The organism is Undibacterium sp. Ji49W (assembly GCF_049340205.1).
Lineage (GTDB): Bacteria > Pseudomonadota > Gammaproteobacteria > Burkholderiales > Burkholderiaceae_D > Undibacterium.
In genome coordinates, this window is sequence record NZ_JBMPOW010000002.1 from 187,328 (window position 1) to 203,454 (window position 16,127).

17 protein-coding genes are annotated in these 16,127 nt (G+C 51.0%); 12 read left to right on the forward strand and 5 right to left on the reverse strand.

What is annotated here, in order from left to right; all coding sequences use genetic code 11:
- The first annotated feature begins 347 nt into the window (after positions 1–347).
- Positions 348–914 (forward strand): glutathione peroxidase, encoded by a 567-nt coding sequence (locus ACO0LK_RS03285; RefSeq protein WP_422972129.1) that lies wholly within the window; start codon positions 348–350, stop codon positions 912–914.
- A 59-nt stretch (positions 915–973) separates the two neighbouring features.
- On the opposite strand, the gene ACO0LK_RS03290 is transcribed toward ACO0LK_RS03285, so the two are convergent.
- Positions 974–1,765 (reverse strand): IclR family transcriptional regulator, encoded by a 792-nt coding sequence (locus ACO0LK_RS03290; protein ID WP_422972131.1) that lies wholly within the window; start codon positions 1,763–1,765, stop codon positions 974–976.
- 135 nt (positions 1,766–1,900) lie between these two features.
- Here ACO0LK_RS03290 and ACO0LK_RS03295 point away from each other — a divergent pair, with 135 nt between their 5' ends.
- The 3 genes from ACO0LK_RS03295 (at position 1,901) to ACO0LK_RS03305 (ending at position 4,936) form a co-directional block, all read left to right on the forward strand.
- Entirely contained in the window at positions 1,901–2,863 is a 963-nt protein-coding gene (locus tag ACO0LK_RS03295; protein ID WP_186947798.1) for an MBL fold metallo-hydrolase, read from the forward strand.
- Positions 2,864–3,009: 146 nt separating this feature from the next.
- Entirely contained in the window at positions 3,010–4,722 is a 1,713-nt protein-coding gene (locus ACO0LK_RS03300; RefSeq protein WP_422972133.1) for an FAD-dependent oxidoreductase, read from the forward strand.
- The gene (locus tag ACO0LK_RS03305) at positions 4,700–4,936 is read left to right on the forward strand and encodes a DUF2783 domain-containing protein (protein ID WP_422972135.1); all 237 of its coding nucleotides are present in this window, start codon (positions 4,700–4,702) and stop codon (positions 4,934–4,936) included. Before ACO0LK_RS03300 ends, ACO0LK_RS03305 begins: the two co-directional genes overlap by 23 nt.
- Here ACO0LK_RS03305 and ACO0LK_RS03310 read toward each other — a convergent pair.
- Complete coding sequence (locus ACO0LK_RS03310) at positions 4,933–5,553, reverse strand: TetR/AcrR family transcriptional regulator (RefSeq protein ID WP_422972137.1); 621 nt, start codon at positions 5,551–5,553, stop codon at positions 4,933–4,935. The genes ACO0LK_RS03305 and ACO0LK_RS03310 overlap by 4 nt on opposite strands.
- A 295-nt stretch (positions 5,554–5,848) precedes the next feature.
- Between ACO0LK_RS03310 and ACO0LK_RS03315 the strand changes: the two genes are divergently transcribed.
- From ACO0LK_RS03315 to ACO0LK_RS03345, 7 genes are all read left to right on the forward strand, one after another.
- Complete coding sequence (locus tag ACO0LK_RS03315; RefSeq protein ID WP_422972139.1) at positions 5,849–7,165, forward strand: NAD(P)/FAD-dependent oxidoreductase; 1,317 nt, start codon at positions 5,849–5,851, stop codon at positions 7,163–7,165.
- A gap of 4 nt (positions 7,166–7,169) precedes the next feature.
- On the forward strand, positions 7,170–8,018 hold the full coding sequence (locus ACO0LK_RS03320; protein WP_422972141.1) for a DUF1365 domain-containing protein: 849 nt from the start codon (positions 7,170–7,172) through the stop codon (positions 8,016–8,018).
- A gap of 74 nt (positions 8,019–8,092) precedes the next feature.
- Positions 8,093–9,295 carry a class I SAM-dependent methyltransferase gene (locus ACO0LK_RS03325; RefSeq protein WP_422972462.1) on the forward strand — a complete coding sequence of 401 codons (1,203 nt, stop codon included), beginning with the start codon at positions 8,093–8,095 and terminating at the stop codon, positions 9,293–9,295.
- On the forward strand, positions 9,292–9,888 hold the full coding sequence (locus ACO0LK_RS03330; protein ID WP_422972143.1) for a chalcone isomerase family protein: 597 nt from the start codon (positions 9,292–9,294) through the stop codon (positions 9,886–9,888). Before ACO0LK_RS03325 ends, ACO0LK_RS03330 begins: the two co-directional genes overlap by 4 nt.
- A 55-nt stretch (positions 9,889–9,943) precedes the next feature.
- Positions 9,944–10,501, forward strand: a complete 558-nt coding sequence (locus tag ACO0LK_RS03335) for a DUF3833 domain-containing protein (protein WP_422972145.1) — start codon at positions 9,944–9,946, stop codon at positions 10,499–10,501.
- Positions 10,498–11,265 carry an SDR family NAD(P)-dependent oxidoreductase gene (locus ACO0LK_RS03340; RefSeq protein ID WP_422972147.1) on the forward strand — a complete coding sequence of 256 codons (768 nt, stop codon included), beginning with the start codon at positions 10,498–10,500 and terminating at the stop codon, positions 11,263–11,265. The genes ACO0LK_RS03335 and ACO0LK_RS03340 overlap by 4 nt, the downstream gene beginning before the upstream one ends.
- Positions 11,266–11,748 carry a nuclear transport factor 2 family protein gene (locus ACO0LK_RS03345; protein ID WP_422972149.1) on the forward strand — a complete coding sequence of 161 codons (483 nt, stop codon included), beginning with the start codon at positions 11,266–11,268 and terminating at the stop codon, positions 11,746–11,748. It begins immediately after the preceding gene.
- A gap of 12 nt (positions 11,749–11,760) precedes the next feature.
- Here the strand turns inward: ACO0LK_RS03345 and ACO0LK_RS03350 are convergent, their stop codons facing one another.
- Positions 11,761–12,189 carry a nuclear transport factor 2 family protein gene (locus ACO0LK_RS03350; RefSeq protein ID WP_186947807.1) on the reverse strand — a complete coding sequence of 143 codons (429 nt, stop codon included), beginning with the start codon at positions 12,187–12,189 and terminating at the stop codon, positions 11,761–11,763.
- Positions 12,190–12,367: 178 nt separating this feature from the next.
- A complete protein-coding gene (locus tag ACO0LK_RS03355; RefSeq protein ID WP_422972151.1) occupies positions 12,368–14,383 on the reverse strand; it encodes an FAD-dependent oxidoreductase in 2,016 nt (671 codons plus the stop codon).
- 168 nt (positions 14,384–14,551) lie between these two features.
- Here ACO0LK_RS03355 and ACO0LK_RS03360 point away from each other — a divergent pair, with 168 nt between their 5' ends.
- A complete protein-coding gene (locus tag ACO0LK_RS03360; RefSeq protein ID WP_422972153.1) occupies positions 14,552–15,085 on the forward strand; it encodes a PadR family transcriptional regulator in 534 nt (177 codons plus the stop codon).
- Between the two features lie 76 nt (positions 15,086–15,161).
- Here the strand turns inward: ACO0LK_RS03360 and ACO0LK_RS03365 are convergent, their stop codons facing one another.
- On the reverse strand, positions 15,162–15,755 hold the full coding sequence (locus ACO0LK_RS03365; protein ID WP_422972155.1) for a hypothetical protein: 594 nt from the start codon (positions 15,753–15,755) through the stop codon (positions 15,162–15,164).
- Positions 15,756–16,127 lie beyond the last annotated feature (372 nt).

Sequence of the window (16,127 nt, forward strand, 5' to 3'; positions counted from 1 at the left end):
GGACTACAGAATAAATCGAGGCTATATAAATTAAAACGAAGTGTTTCGATGTTTTATATATGATTTACGCATAAGCGAAAAGCTTGCTCTCTTCAAAATGAAAGACCAAAAGGCTTACCACAGGCGCACCGATACACAAACGCGCACAGAGGTACACACAGAAAGCGATTGTGGGCTGGTAGCAAGACGGGGGTTACGGGCGATCTGTTTGTTGCGCTTTATATTTCTCGGTATCTCTTTGTCAATAGATTTCCAGCTTGCTGATTTACCTATGAAATCGCATAGTTTTGATCTACATTTTTTCTAAATCTGCGCTAAGATGACATCATCTTTTTCAGGAGTTAGCCATGCTGCGACGCACACCGATACAACTTGCTGTTTTTCTGGGTCTGATTAGTTGCTCCGTTGGTGCCTGGGCGGATACTGGCGATGCCTGCCCTGCGGTGCTGAACCATAAATTCAAACGCCTACAGGATGAAGTGTCGCAGGATCTTTGCCAGTACAAGGGCAAGGTTGCGCTGGTCGTGAACACTGCCAGTTATTGCGGTTTTACCAAGCAATATGAAGGGCTGGAGGCGATGTATGCCAAATACAGCGAAAAAGGCCTGGTGGTATTGGGTTTTCCGTCCAATGACTTCGGCAAGCAGGAGCCGGGCAATGATAAGCAGATCGCTGATTTCTGCTTTAACACCTACGGCGTGAAGTTCCCCATGTTCACCAAAACCTCGGTCATGGGCAAGGATGTCAACCCGCTGCATGCGCAATTAATCAAGGCCACGGGCACAACACCTAAATGGAATTTCTATAAATACCTGATCGACCGCAAAGGCAATGTCGTCGCTGCCTATTCCAGCGTGACAACACCCGATGATAAAAAGCTGGTGGCTGACGTAGAAAAAGCCCTGGCGCAATAATAATGACCTGACGCGCATTTCATCGACCGAGGTGAAATGCGCCTTGCAAGAATTCAGAATCAGCCGGGCATATAACCCAGTTGATGCGATACCCTGCTGGCACTGTCACGCAGGGCTATAGCCAATTCCCCCTTCCAGTCTGCATCAAAACTGCCTTTTGGGCCGGTTGCCGTCATCACCAGACTGAGCGCGCCGGTATGATCAAACACAGGCGCACTTAAGGCATTGATGCCTGGAATGGGCAAGCCTTGCGCCCTCGCCAAACCTTGCTGGCGCACTTCTGCCAGTACGCTGGCAATATCCTGGCTATTCAGTTGTACACCGGCCTGCCCTATGACCAGTTCATCCTGCATTTCCCTAGCAATGACTTTATCTACCAGCGCCGCTGGCAGGAAGGCAGAAAACACCAGACCGGTAGCCGTACCCAGCATGGACATGACTGTGCCCGCATGCATGTTGACATGAATCGGGCGGCTGGATTCTGCAATATAGATCACGGTAGGCCCGTGGCTACCCCAGACTGCCAGCGCCACCGTCTGGTCTATGCTGGCCGCCAGTCGGGTGGCTTCGGGTATCGCCAGTTTCACCGGTGACATCTGTTGCAGGCTGACCAGACCCATTTGCAGGGCGAAAGGACCAAGCTGGTAAGCACCAGTCACTGCATCCTGCTGTATCAGACCCAATTTACCAAAGCTGACCAGATAGGCATGTGCCTTGGACGCCGGCATGCCGCTTTCACGCGCCAGATCACCTAAGGACATGGCCCGGCCAGAACTGACCAGGGCATTCAGGAGCAGGCCACCCACCTCGATGGCACCAATGCCACGTCTTTCCTTGTTTTTTTCTGTCATTTCAGTCCCTGATTATGAGCCAACACATTTTACTATTAACAAATGCATTTACAAATAACGAATTAATGCTTATTCTTAATTCAGTTAACTTGCTCACGCTTTGGGCAAACTTGAATCAATTAAAAGGATGTTGTCATGACGACCAAGCAATTTGCCTCTCACGCCGATCTGGAAGAAAAGAAAGTCAGCTTCCAGCAACTGTCCGAACATGCCTATGCCTATACGGCCGAGGGTGACCCCAATACCGGCATCATTATCGGCGACGATGCGGTCATGGTCATCGATACCCAGGCCACGCCCATCATGGCGCAGGATGTCGTGCGCCGCATACGTGAAGTCACCGACAAGCCCATCAAGTACGTCGTGATGTCGCATTACCACGCGGTACGGGTGCTGGGTGCCAGCGGCTACGTGGCCGAAGGTCTTGAGCATATCATTGCCAGCCGCGATACCTATGACCTGATCGTTGAACGTGGCGAAGCCGACATGAAGAGCGAGATAGGCCGCTTCCCACGCCTGTTCCGTGCGGTGGAAAGCGTGCCTGGCCTGACCTGGCCGACCATCACCTTCAAGGGTGAAATGTCGATCTGGCTGGGTAAGCTGGAAGTGAAAATCATGCAGGTCGGACGTGGCCATACCAAAGGCGATACCATTGTCTGGTTGCCACAGGAAAAAGTCTTGTTCTCTGGCGACCTGGTCGAATTTGGTGCAACACCCTATGCCGGCGATGCTTATTATTCAGACTGGCCGCAAACCCTGAGCAATCTGGAAGCCATGCAGGCCGATAAACTGGTACCAGGTCGCGGTGCCGCCCTGACCTCGCCCGAGCTGGTGGCAGCAGGCCTGAGTGAAACCCGGTCTTTCATCAGCGATTTGTTTGCCAGTGTCAAGGCGGGGCAGCAGCAACAGCATGACCTGAATACCATCTACAAAAACACCTATGCGACTCTGAAACCAAAATACGGCCACTGGGTGATTTTTGATCATTGTCTGCCGTTTGATGTGACGCGTGCGTTTGATGAAGCGTCGGGGCATGTTGATCCGCGTGTCTGGACGGCGGAACGAGATGTTGAAATGTGGAAGAGTCTGGAGGGATAATTTTTTAAGTTCAAGACCTCTCAACAAAGAGACACAGAGGAACTGAATTACAGAGAGAAGCAAGAGAAAAACTTTTCGTGTCACCTATGTCGCAGACCTCTCTGTGTTTTTTGTCTTTGCTTTAATGTCGTAGCGGGAGCTGCATTTTGCTTAGCACTTATCAATATCAAAAATTTCCCTATCAGACTCCGTCTGAATTGCAGACGGGGGATATTACTCGTCGTCAGGTCATCATCGTTGGTGCCGGGCCGGTGGGTTTGGCTGCGGCGATAGACTGCAAGTTGCAGGGGCTGGATGTGCTGGTGCTGGATGATGACGATACGGTCTCGGTCGGTTCACGCGGTCTGTGTTATGCCAAGCGCACGCTGGAAATACTCGACAGGCTGGGCGTGGCAGATGCCGTGCGCAACAAGGGTGTGGAATGGAATGTAGGGCGCACTTTTTTTCGCAAGGATGAAGTATTCAATTTCAACCTGTTGCCGGTGGCGGATCACAAGCACCCGGGCATGGTGAATTTGCAGCAATATTATCTGGAAGAGTTTCTGGTACGACGAGCGACAGAACTCGGCGTGGAATTGCGCTGGAAAAATCGCGTGACTGCGGTGGAACAAACAACAGAATTTACCACCCTGCACATTGAGACAGCCGATGGCAGCTATGCCATGCAAGCTGACTGGCTGATCGCCTGCGACGGCGCACGCAGCCCGATACGCCAGATGCTGGGACTGGAAGTCGAAGGCAAGGTCTTCATGGACCGCTTTCTGATCGCCGACGTGCTCATGAAAGCAGATTTTCCGGCAGAGCGCTGGTTCTGGTTTGACCCGCCGTTTCATCCCAATCAGTCAGTACTGCTACACCGCGAAGCCGACAATGTCTGGCGCATTGATTTTCAACTGGGCTGGGATGCCGATCCGGTAGAAGAACGCAAACCGGAAAACGTTATCCCGCGCATCAAGGCCATGCTGGGTGATGACAGAGAATTTGAGCTGGAGTGGGTTAGCGTCTACACCTTCCAGTGTCGTCGCATGGAAAAATTCCGCCACGGTCGCATACTGTTTGCAGGTGATGCAGCGCATCAGGTATCACCGTTTGGTGCACGCGGTGCCAATTCCGGCATACAGGACGCGGACAACCTGGTCTGGAAGCTGAAACTGGTGATTGACGGTGCAGCCACAGAAGATTTGCTCGACAGTTATTCGGACGAACGCGTCTTTGCGGCGGATGACAATCTTTTGAATTCCACCCGTTCCACCGATTTCATCACACCCAAAAGTACCGTCAGCAAATGTTTCCGGAATGCGGTGCTGGAACTGGCGCAAGAGCATGGCTTTGCCCGCAAGCTGGTGAATTCCGGACGCCTGTCCGTACCCAGTATCTTGAAGACATCTGCTTTGAATACGGCCGACAGCGCTGTATTTGCTGGTCAGCTACAGCTGGGTGCCGCTGTGGAAGATGGCCCGGTCATTTACCAGGGAAAAACCGCCTACCTGCTTGAACTGTTGCAGCATCATTTTTATGGTCTGTATTTTTGTGAAGATGCGAGCCAGATTCCGGCAGAAACACTGGCCGGATTTGCCGCACTGAAAAAACTGCCCATACCGGTGCATACCTTCATCATCAGCGCCACTGCGGCTGCGACTGGGCGCGACGATTCTCAGGTAGTGCATGATTTCAAGGGGCTGCTGGCCGAACGCTATGATGCAAACATTGCCACGCACGCGAGCTTTTATCTGCTGCGGCCAGACCAGCACCTGGCGGCACGCTGGCGTCAGTTTAATCTGGAGAAAGTGCTTGCCGCGCTCGCTCGCGCAACCTCATACCAGGAAGGACATGGTCATGCCATTACAACTACAGCCTAATTTTCATTACGCCGACATCAGCAAACAACAGGGCTTGCGTGACTATGTCGCCGGGGATGATTTTTACCAGATGCTGATTGACACCCACCGGGGTTTGAGCGATGAAGACAGCAACAAGCTCAATGCAAAATTAATCTTGTTGCTGGCGAATCACATCGGGGATCTGGATACTCTGGAGCAAGCTCTGCACCTTGCTGCCAATAAGGAAGCTTAAGACTTCCTGGCCTGGTCAGACAAAAATCCACCTATCGTCGCATGCACCATGGAATCCACGATCTGTTCGTGGCTAAGGCGTTTATCACGTAACAGGAATTCCATCGTCGGGTCACAGGCACGTGAATACAGGGTGTACACCAGTACGTCATCCGGTACTTGCGGCGTCAGCGCCCCCTGCTCGCGCGCCTTGGCAACCAGGGCATAAAAGCGCTTGTTGACGCGCAAAGCCACCATCACATAATCCAGATTCAACATCAGACTGCGCTGTAGAGCCAGGCTGGTGGATGGCAGATGCGGAACCCCACCTTGCAAACGCAAGCGCAAAGACCAGGCCAGGATATGCCTGATCTTGTCAATGGCACTCAAATCTTCCGCCAGCGTATCGAGTTCTGCCAGGGTTGCCTTTAACAGGCGCGTCAGTGCCGCTGCAGCCAGTTTTTCCTTGGAAGAAAAATGCTTGTACAGGCTCCCTTTCGCAATGCCAACGGCATCGGCCACGTCATCCATGGTCATCAGGTCATAGCCTTTTTCTGACAAAAGACGATTAACAGCGTCAATGATGGCTTCTTCACGCGCATCAAACTGTTGTTTTTTAAAAGGAATTCTAATTTCCATTATTTTTTCTGCACAAGTAAAAACTTTGTAGTATATTTTGTGACTTGTCAGTCACGTTTTGAAATTCATAGTCATATTTTAGCGCAATAAACAAGTTTTGCACGGCTCTCTTCATTTAATTGTTGGCAAGCCCGTGAATCCGAAAGTGCAAACTTTGCGTATGTATAGCTATGAATGGTTTCTATTCTTGTATTCAATGTATATTTTGCAATGTAATTTGCAATTTATTATCAAAGCAAGTGATTGATTCATTAGTCCATTAGTCCATTGATAAATTTATAGCACTTATACGCTTATGAAAATCGCCGTCATCGGTTCCGGCATCTCCGGTCTTTCTTGTGCGCATGAACTGTCCAATGCAGGACATGAAGTTAGCCTGTTTGAGGCAAATGACTATTTTGGCGGCCATACCCACACCGTGGATGTGACACTGGAAGGCAAGACCTATGGCGTAGACACCGGCTTTCTGGTGTTTAACCACAAGACTTACCCGAATCTGGTCAAGCTGTTTGCTCAATTGCAGATAGAAACCGTAGCGACAGATATGTCATTTTCTGTGAAGATGCCCTTGCAGTCCAAAGCGGGTAAATCTGGCAACGGACACACGATGGAATGGGCCGGTGCCAATCTGGATACGGTGTTTGCCCAGCGCAGAAATCTGTTGCGTCCGGCATTTTTGCGCATGCTGCGCGATATCCTGCGCTTCAACAAACAAACGACGGCGCTGGCGAAGGCACCGGGACAAAAAGATTTTCAACTGCCGCTGGGCGAATTCCTTGACCAGCACGGGTATAGCCAGGAATTCCGTCGCTGGTATTTATTGCCGATGGCGGCCTGTATCTGGTCTTGCCCGACAGCGACCATGATGGCGTTTCCCCTATCGTCTTTTGTCAATTTCTGCCACAACCATGGCTTATTGCAGGTGAGTGACAGACCACAATGGCAAACCGTGAAGGGTGGTGCCAGACAGTATGTGGACAAAATTCTGCCGGTGATTGCGCATACGTATCTGAATACGCCGGTGCAGGCAGTACGTGAAAAAACCCCGGGCGTGATTGAAGTCAAAACAGCCAGTGGCGTACAGCATTTTGCCCATGTAGTTATCGCCAGTCATAGCGACCAAAGTCTGAAGCTGCTGGCCGATGCCAATCTGGCAGAACGCCAGATTTTGTCTGGCGTTACTTACCAGCCAAATCGCGCCGTACTGCACACCGATGCCAGCTTTTTACCAGAAAACAAAAAAGCCTGGTCGGCCTGGAATTATCAAAGCGAAAGCGGCGAAGAAGCGCGAGTCTGCGTGCACTACCTGATCAATCAGTTGCAGCCGTTGCCTTTCAAGACACCCGTCATTGTGACCCTGAACCCGATACAGGAACCCGCAGCAGACACCGTCATCGCGAGCTTTGACTATGCCCACCCGGTATTTGATGCAACCGCAGTGAGGGCACAAAGTCAGTTGAAAAATATCCAGGGCAAGAGAAATATCTGGTTCGCCGGGGCCTGGACGGGTTACGGCTTCCATGAAGATGGCTTGAAATCCGGACTGCGCGTGGCTGAATGCTTGTTGGCCCAGGTGGAAGCAACACAGGAAATGCGCATTCGTGCCGCATGACATCATGACGACTTCGGCCATCCACACTGTTGAACACCAGAATGCAGCCTTGTGCACTGGTGAAGTCATGCACCTGCGCATGCGCCCCGCAAAAAATGCATTCCGCTATGGCGTATTTTTCATGCGCATACCCTTGCGTGCTTTGGCCAGTGGCAAACCGGTCAGCAAGTCACGTCTGTTTTCCATTAACCGTTTCAATCTGCTGTCGTTTCACGAACGGGATCACGGTGATGGCAAGCAAGCATTGACAGCATGGCTGGATCAATTGTTAAACACGGAAGGCATACACGATGCCGATGGCGAAATCTGGCTACAGTGTTTCCCGCGCGTGTTCGGGTATGTATTCAATCCGGTTTCTTTCTGGTTCTGTCATCGTGCAGACGGGAAGTTGCGCGCCATCGTCTGCGAAGTACGAAATACCTTTGGTGAAAAACATCTATACCTGCTGGAAAACGGCGACAACCTGGCCAACGGCGAAGAATTAAGTGCAAAAAAAATCTTCCATGTATCCCCGTTCTGCAAAGTCGAAGGTGGCTATCGTTTTCGTTTCGTGCAGACTGGGCAACAAATCGCCACGACCACGCCTGACCAACAGAGCGAGCAGGAAATACACATCAAAAAACATCTGGCACGTATCGACTACGACGATGCCCATGGTCCCTTATTGCTGACCAGTATTGCCGGTGTTGAAAGGGACTTCACAGATCGCCGCATTGTGCAGGTCATGCTGCGCTATCCCTTTATGACCCTGGGCGTGATGTTGCGTATCCACTTGCAGGCACTGCGTCTGTGGATCAAACGTGTGCCATTTATTTCCAAACCAATTCCACCTACTGAAGAGCTAAGTCGATGAGCAGCCTACAACCTACTTTTGCATCCGGCACCAGCCATGCTTCCCATGCACCTGTGACCAATCATCACGCGCCTATGACTGAACTGAACAGCAAACATTTCCCGACTGAAGCAAAATTTGTACTCGGCCTGTTAAACCGTCTGGAACACGGCTGCCTGACCATACAGTTTCCAGATGGCCAGGTCGCCAGTTTTGGACGCAGCGCTGACAAGCACCAGCACGTCAGCCTGCATCTGAACGACTGGCAACTATACCGGTCAGTACTGAAATCTGGCGATATCGGTTTTGCCGAAAGCTATATCGCCGGCCACTGGACGACCAGCAGCCTTGCCGGCCTGATAGAACTGATCTCGCATAACCGAGCACAACTGGAATCAGTCATTTATGGCAGTTGGTGGGGCAACCTGTTATATCGGCTCAAGCATTTACTGAACCGTAATTCACGTGCCGGCAGCAAAAAGAACATCCATGCCCACTATGACATCGGCAACGATTTCTACCAATTGTGGCTGGACCCATCAATGACGTATTCCAGCGCCATTTTTTCCGGTGATCAACCAGAAAGCCTGGAAGAAGCGCAGCAGTCAAAGTATCGCCGTATTCTGGAACAACTGGCCTTGCCACCTCAGGCAAAGGTATTGGAAATCGGATGCGGCTGGGGTGGCTTTGCCGAGATGGCAATACGTGATGGTGGTGCCCATGTGACCGGGCTGACACTTTCAACTGAACAGTTGCATTATGCCCAAGAACGCCTGCAAAAGGCTGGCCTGCATGCGCAAAGCGATTTGAAAATACAAGACTATCGCGACGCCGATGGCAGTTACGACGGTATCGCCTCGATAGAGATGTTTGAAGCTGTCGGCGAAGCATACTGGCCAGGTTATTTTGAATGCTTGCAACGCAACCTGAAACAAGGTGGGCGGGCATGCGTGCAAAGTATTGTCATCGCTGACCATCTGTTTGAACGCTATCGCAAGGGCACTGATTTCATCCAGCAATATATCTTCCCCGGCGGCATGCTGCCTTCGGTAGAAAAATTTCATGCGATGGCCAGCGAATACGGCATGGAAGTTGTCGACACTTTCCACTTCGGCCAGGATTATGCACGCACCCTGTTGTTATGGCGCCATAGCTTCATGGAAAAACTGGCACAGGTCAAAGCCCAGGGTTTCGACGATGAATTTTTGCGTACCTGGGAATTTTATCTGGCTTATTGCGAGGCAGGTTTCACTGCTGGCAGCATCAACGTCAGCCAGTTCACGCTGAGGAAAAAATGAATACCCATACCGACAGGCAAGCCTCGAATGGATTGCGATACTTTATAGCAGTAATTCTGTTGATGCTGTCCTATGGACTGCTTGTTGCCAGCGCACAAACGACAGTTACAGTACCGGCGCATATACGTGACGAAATACCACAGGCAAGCCTGCAAGGCAGTGGCAGCTTTCGCTGGTTCGGCTTGCACATCTATGACGCCAGTCTGTGGAGCACAGCAGCCGCTTACAAACCGGATAGCGATAAACCGCAACGCCTGGCACTCGATCTTGAATATGCACGCACTCTGTACGGCAGCAAGATTGCCGACGCCAGCATCGATGAAATTGAAAAACTGAAACTGGGTACACCAGAAAAGCGGCAACAGTGGCTGGCACAAATGAAAGCCTTGTTTCCCGATGTGAAGCAGGGCACGCATATCACAGGCGTGTATATACCCAACGAAGCTGCAAGGTTTTATCTGAATGGAAAACTGCTGGGTGAAATCAAGGATGCAGAATTTGCGCACGCCTTCTTCGCCATCTGGCTGGACAAGAAAAGCTCCGCCCTCAGCTTGCGCAGCAAGTTACTGGGCACTAAAGCAGAAGCAAACTGAAGTTTTCTCCAACCAATGCCATATGGTCTTTGATATAGACCAGCCAAGGATCATCATGAATCTGCTATTGTCGTTTCAACGCCTGCTATGTTGCAGTTTGCTCGTGTTACTGACGTCTTGCGCCAGTTCGTACCAGCCGGCACGCTATGCGAATGAAAAGCCCGTCCTGGATTTGCAGACATATTTCAACGGCAGGCTAGACGCTTGGGGTATGTTTCAGGACAGGTCCGGTACCATCGTAAAACGTTTTACTGTGGTGATGAATTGTCAGTGGACCGGAGATATAGGCACATTGAACGAAGACTTCAGCTATTCAGATGGCAGCAAACAAAAGCGTATCTGGACCCTGAAGAAGGTGGGGCCTGATCGTTTTACAGGTACCGCAGCGGATGTGATTGGTGAAGCTCAGGGTGTGGTGTCAGGCAATACCCTGCACTGGAATTATGTTCTGGCACTGCCTGTCGATGGCAGCGTGTACAACGTTGATTTTGACGACACTATGGTATTGATGGATGATCAGGTAATGCTGAACCGCGCCATCATGCGCAAGTTTGGCGTTGAACTTGGCAGCGTGACGCTGTCATTCACCAAACGCAGCAACAACATGCCATGAACCCGAAAATCAGCACATGGCATGATAAGCGCGTCTGGGTCATCGGTGCCTCGAGTGGTATAGGTGAAGAAACTGCGCGGCAATTGCTGGCACAGGGCGCACACGTAACTGTTTCCGCAAGAAACCAGTTGCAACTTGAGCGCATCGCCCAGGCGTATCCGCATGCGTATGCAAGTGCACTGGATATCACAGACCATGCCAGCGTGGTCAGCAGCCACGCACAATTGATGCAACGTTGGGGCAAAATCGATCTGGTGCTGATCGTTGCAGGTAGCTACAATGAAATGCGTGCTGACAGCTTTAATCTGGCGGCAGCAGAAAGTCTGATCAACATCAATTTGCGCGGCATTTACCAGTGCCTGGATGTATTGTTGCCGACCTTGCTGAAACAGGGATATGGCGCGATCGGTATCGTCGGATCTGTGGCCGGTTTGTCAGGCTTGCCAAAGGCGCTCGCCTACGGCCCGACCAAGGCGGCGATCATCAATCTGTGTGAATCACTGTACCTGGATTTACGGCCAAAAAACATAGGCGTGTATATGATCAACCCCGGCTTTGTGGAAACCCCGTTAACCGCAGGGAATGATTTCGATATGCCGGCACTGATGACGGCTCCGGCAGCCGCCAAGGCTTTGATCAATGGATTGGTGCGCGGTGATTTTCATATCCACTTTCCACACCGTTTTACAAACTGGTTACGACTGGCACGCCTGCTGCCCTACCGCAGTTATTTTTATCTGGTCCACAAATTCACAGGTTTATAAATGAATGTACAAGCTTTAACTGACAAAGCCGCTGGCGGCCTGGCTGACGATATTGATCACCGCGCCAGTCTGAAAAAACTGATCGTTTTTTTTGAAAGCATATCGCTTGAGGCTTGCCAGGATTTATCTGCGGTGTACACGGAAGACGCCTACTTCAAAGACCCCTTCAATGAATTGCGTGGCATAGCCGCCATCAATCATGTGTTCCAGCATATGTTTGCGCAGGTGCATGACCCCAGCTTTCGCATCACCTCCACCGTACTGGAAGGTGACAATGCTTTCCTGTGCTGGGATTTCCTGTTCACGATGAAACATTTTCATACCAACCAGCAATGCATACGCGGCAGTACCCATATACGTTTTGACGATGATGGGCGTGTCAATTTTCATCGTGATTACTGGGACGCAGCCGAAGAACTGTATGAAAAGCTGCCCTTGCTGGGCAGTCTCATGCGTATGCTGAAATGGATAGCGCGCAAATAGACTTAAGTAAACTTAAATCGCAGCCTTGTAGGCTGGCAGATATTTTGCCAGCCTGGCACCCATCTCTTGCCCCAGCGCCTGCAAGCCACTCATGGGCCGGACCATGACTTCAAAGTCGACTATTTTGCCTGCTTCGTCAAAGCGTATCATGTCTATACCCTTGAGCTGCTTGTCACCAACCGTGGCGCTGAACTCCAGTACTACATTCATGCCATCATCAGACATCAGTTCCCGGTGATAAGTGAAGTTTTCAAACACCTTGACGACTGTGCTTAAAATCAGCACCACCGCCTGCGAAGACGCATATGGCTGATGCGCCATCGGCGAACGAAACACGGCATCGGGATGCACTATCGCTGGTAAACCAGACAGATCACCACTGGCGATCATCTGATGCCAGGTGGTCAAAGAAGCTGCAACAGTATCAGGCAGATTTTTCATGACGTCTCTTTAGAATGTTGGGCAGAATTAAAAAACAAGACCATTAACCACAGAGTCACAGAGAAAGGCAAGAGAAAAGAAAAATCGATTCTTTGCACGAAGTGCTCAGCTCATCAAAGTCCTTTCTTTGCTTTTCTCTGTGCCTCAGTGCCTCTGTGGTGAGAGGTCTTCCTCGAATTTAAATCGTTGCTGCCAATCGTGTCCCCTGATTGATAGCGCGTTTGGCATCCAGTTCGGCTGCCACGTCGGCACCACCGATCAGGTGTACGGGCTTGCCTGCGGATTCCAGTGCGGCCTGCAATTCGCGCCTCGGCTCCTGGCCTGCGCACAGGATGACGTTATCCACCGGGATCAGTTTTTGCACACCTTCCACAGTCACGTGTAGACCGGCATCATCCACCTTGTCATAACTGACGCCTGCAATCATCTGCACTTCACGGTTTTTCAAGCCGGTGCGATGTATCCAGCCCGTGGTTTTGCCCAGGCCATCACCTACTTTGGAGGTCTTGCGCTGTAACAGGAAAATCTGGCGTGCCGGTTTTTCTATCTCGGCTTCACACAGGCCACCGACGTTTTTGTAATCGGTATCGACACCCCATTCAGCAAAGAATTTCTTCGGGTTCAGGCTGGGGCTGGTGCCGCTATGGCTCAGGTATTCGGCAACGTCAAAACCGATACCCCCGGCACCGATGATGGCCACCATCTTGCCTACCGGTTTCTTGTCACGCAAGACATCCAGATAGCTCAATACTTTAGGGTGATCAATGCCATCAATAACAGGTGTGCGCGGCAAGATGCCCGTCGCCAGCACCACTTCATCAAAGTCTTGCAAATCGGCGGCGCTCACTCTGGTATTCAGTTTCAGAGTCACACCTGTCAGGCTGATCTGCTTGCTGAAATAACGCAGGGTTTCATAAAACTCTTCCTTGCCCGGTACTTGTTTGGCGATATTGAACTGGCCACCAATTTCTGATGCTGCGTCAAACAGAGTGACTGCATGACCGCGATGCGCCGCCGTGGTAGCGAAACTCAGGCCCGCAGGGCCGGCACCAACAACCGCTATACGTTTGGCTTTGGCCAGGGGGGCATCGATCAGTTCGGTTTCGTGGCAGGCGCGCGGGTTGACCAGGCAAGATGTCACCTTGCCGCCAAAGGTATGGTCAAGACAGGCCTGGTTGCAGCCTATGCAGGTATTGATTTCATCTGATTTGCCTTGTTCAGCCTTGCGCATGAACAGCGGGTCGGCCAGCAAAGGCCGCGCCATGGAAACCATGTCGCAATAATCGTCCGCCAGCAACTGCTCTGCCACTTCCGGTGTGTTGATGCGATTGGTGGCAATCAGCGGGATATTGACATGGCCCTTGAGTTTTTTGGTCACCCAGGCAAAGGCTGCGCGTGGCACTTTGGTGGCGATCGTGGGAATGCGCGCTTCGTGCCAGCCTATGCCGGTATTGATGATGGTAGCACCGGCTGCTTCTATCGCCTGCGCCAGTTGTATCACTTCATCCAGCGTCGAGCCTCCTTCAACCAGGTCCAGCATGGACAGGCGATAAATGATGATGAAATTGCTGCCTACCTTTTCACGGATGCGACGCACGATTTCAATCGGGAAGCGGATGCGGTTTTCATACGTGCCACCCCATTCATCTTCACGCTGGTTGGTGCGGGCTGCGATAAATTCATTGATCAGATACCCTTCCGACCCCATCACTTCCACGCCGTCATACCCAGCTGACTTAGCCAGCGTGGCACAACGCACAAAGTCGGAAATGGTTTCTTCCACTTCTTCCGTCGTCAATGCATGCGGCTTGAAGGGATTGATCGGTGCCTTGATGGCGCTGGGTGCGACCAGCGTGGGCTGGTAAGAGTAACGGCCAAAATGCAGAATCTGCATGGCAATCTTGCCACCTGCTTCATGCACCGCCTGGGTAACAATTTTATGGTGCTCTGCTTCTGCCTCTGTGGTCAGCATGGCACCGCCATGCATGGGACGCGCTCTTTCATTCGGCGCGATGCCGCCAGTAACAATCAGCGCTACACCACCGCGTGCACGTTCTGCATAAAACGCCGCCATGCGTTCAAAACCATTGTCCACCTCTTCCAGCCCTACGTGCATGGAACCCATTAACAGGCGATTCGGCAAAGTGGTAAAGCCAAGATCGAGTGGCTTTGTCAGGTGAGGATAATGTGACATGGTGCATTCCTTATATGTAAGTGCTTGCAAACTTCTTCAATGACTGATCATGATGATCAACTCTGCTCTTATGCAACTGATTGCATAAGAGAATAGCGAAACAAGTTTGTTTATGCAACCAGTTGCATATAAAATGTAAGAAAACCACACCGTATACCCACTCTAAATATGTCCTTGCCCCATGCCCTGCTGACCTCAATCGCTGAAAAACCCTGCTCTGGCTATGATCTGGCCAGGCGTTTTGACAAATCCATAGGCTATTTCTGGCACGCCACCCACCAGCAAATCTACAGAGAACTGGCACGTATGGAAACCCTGGGCTGGGTGATATCCACAGAAGTGGAAGGTGGGCGTGCTGGCAAGAAACTATTCAACATCCTGCCAACGGGAAGAGAAGAACTGTGTCGTTGGGCTAGCGAAACAAGCGCACCAATGAAATTGCGTGACGATATGATGGTCAAATTGCGTGCCGATGCCGCGATAGGCCCGCTGGGTCTGACAGAAGAATTTGAGCGACGCCTGAAAATGCACGAACAGGAATTGCAGAACTACAGAGACATAGAGCAACGCGACTTCAGCGCGCCACATCTGGCCCGCGAAGCCCAACTGCGTTACCTGATTCTGAAAGCCGGCATCACCTTTGAAGAGAGTCGGGTGCAATGGACCAAAGAGGCTTTACAGGTTTTACGCGATACTTTTTAAGCGAATGCTTTTTAAGCTGAAGTTGCCCTAAAACATCATCCGACATCATCAAGCATCATTGATACTTGATCACATATCAGGCGATGCTGTCGTCCTTGTAAGTGCCCACTGATGCCTCTATCACTTCCTGGGCAATGGCTGTCTCTTGCTCTGTATTGGTTTGCACTACCAGCACAAACTGCCCGCTGATGATGGCATCGTCTATCAAGCTGGATAACCAGCCTTGCTTGTCCGCAACCAATTTATCCGTTTCCAACGCATCAGCAGATGATGTGCTGCCAGCATTTTTCTTGAAAGTACCGTGCGTGGCACCTAACAAACCGCCGATGCTGGCCCCCCACCCCATCATCACCAAAGGCGCAATCAGCGGACTGGCAATAAAGAGACTGACATTGGCTGCAACCAATGCAACTTCAGCCAGGGCACCCAATCCTGTACCGACCGCAGTACCAATCGCACCACTGACCAATATATCTTTCAATGCCCTGTCACTACCCGCCACAGGCCCCGGCTGGTGAGGCAAAGCTGCTGGGGGTGGGGTAGCAAGCTTGCTGTCAAAAATCTGCATATTCTCTGACGGTATGCCTCTTGAAAGCAAACTGTCCAGAGTACTTTCTGCCTCGCTACGCTGAGTAAAAAAACCGGATACATGGTGGAGATAGACATTCATTTTATAGCCAATTCTTTTGAGCGAAAAGCTGGATCAATAAACCAGACACGACAGCGCGCAATGGATTTATCACTGCATCATCACTGAGCATATCGATACAGTTTATGAGAAAGACGAAATTCGATCTGTGCGTTGACTCACATATGACTGACTGATCAAACTATCAAAAAAGTGATGGCCTACAACGTTAGAGAGTCGCCTTAAAAATTTTCCGTGTGTTAGCGAACAGATGCGTTTCAGGTAGAAGCATAGGCTGTTCTCAAATTTCAGGTTTCTGATCAGGAGCAGCGCTCAGATGACTCCTCAGATGACTCAAATGAATACGCTGGCGACGTTGGTCCCTGTAACTACACCCACTAAAAAAGGATCTAC

Bases quoted from the DNA above. Each gene is read 5' to 3' on its own strand.
- ACO0LK_RS03310 (WP_422972137.1), bottom strand. From the start codon at position 5,553: ATGGAAATTAGAATTCCTTTTAAAAAACAACAGTTTGATGCGCGTGAA.
- ACO0LK_RS03320 (WP_422972141.1), top strand. From the start codon at position 7,170: ATGACGACTTCGGCCATCCACACTGTTGAACACCAGAATGCAGCCTTG.
- ACO0LK_RS03315 (WP_422972139.1), top strand. From the start codon at position 5,849: ATGAAAATCGCCGTCATCGGTTCCGGCATCTCCGGTCTTTCTTGTGCG.
- ACO0LK_RS03355 (WP_422972151.1), bottom strand. From the start codon at position 14,383: ATGTCACATTATCCTCACCTGACAAAGCCACTCGATCTTGGCTTTACC.
- ACO0LK_RS03340 (WP_422972147.1), top strand. From the start codon at position 10,498: ATGAACCCGAAAATCAGCACATGGCATGATAAGCGCGTCTGGGTCATC.
- ACO0LK_RS03345 (WP_422972149.1), top strand. From the start codon at position 11,266: ATGAATGTACAAGCTTTAACTGACAAAGCCGCTGGCGGCCTGGCTGAC.
- ACO0LK_RS03325 (WP_422972462.1), top strand. From the start codon at position 8,093: ATGACTGAACTGAACAGCAAACATTTCCCGACTGAAGCAAAATTTGTA.
- ACO0LK_RS03365 (WP_422972155.1), bottom strand. From the start codon at position 15,755: ATGAATGTCTATCTCCACCATGTATCCGGTTTTTTTACTCAGCGTAGC.
- ACO0LK_RS03295 (WP_186947798.1), top strand. From the start codon at position 1,901: ATGACGACCAAGCAATTTGCCTCTCACGCCGATCTGGAAGAAAAGAAA.
- ACO0LK_RS03305 (WP_422972135.1), top strand. From the start codon at position 4,700: ATGCCATTACAACTACAGCCTAATTTTCATTACGCCGACATCAGCAAA.
- ACO0LK_RS03290 (WP_422972131.1), bottom strand. From the start codon at position 1,765: ATGACAGAAAAAAACAAGGAAAGACGTGGCATTGGTGCCATCGAGGTG.
- ACO0LK_RS03360 (WP_422972153.1), top strand. From the start codon at position 14,552: ATGTCCTTGCCCCATGCCCTGCTGACCTCAATCGCTGAAAAACCCTGC.
- ACO0LK_RS03350 (WP_186947807.1), bottom strand. From the start codon at position 12,189: ATGAAAAATCTGCCTGATACTGTTGCAGCTTCTTTGACCACCTGGCAT.
- ACO0LK_RS03330 (WP_422972143.1), top strand. From the start codon at position 9,292: ATGAATACCCATACCGACAGGCAAGCCTCGAATGGATTGCGATACTTT.
- ACO0LK_RS03285 (WP_422972129.1), top strand. From the start codon at position 348: ATGCTGCGACGCACACCGATACAACTTGCTGTTTTTCTGGGTCTGATT.
- ACO0LK_RS03335 (WP_422972145.1), top strand. From the start codon at position 9,944: ATGAATCTGCTATTGTCGTTTCAACGCCTGCTATGTTGCAGTTTGCTC.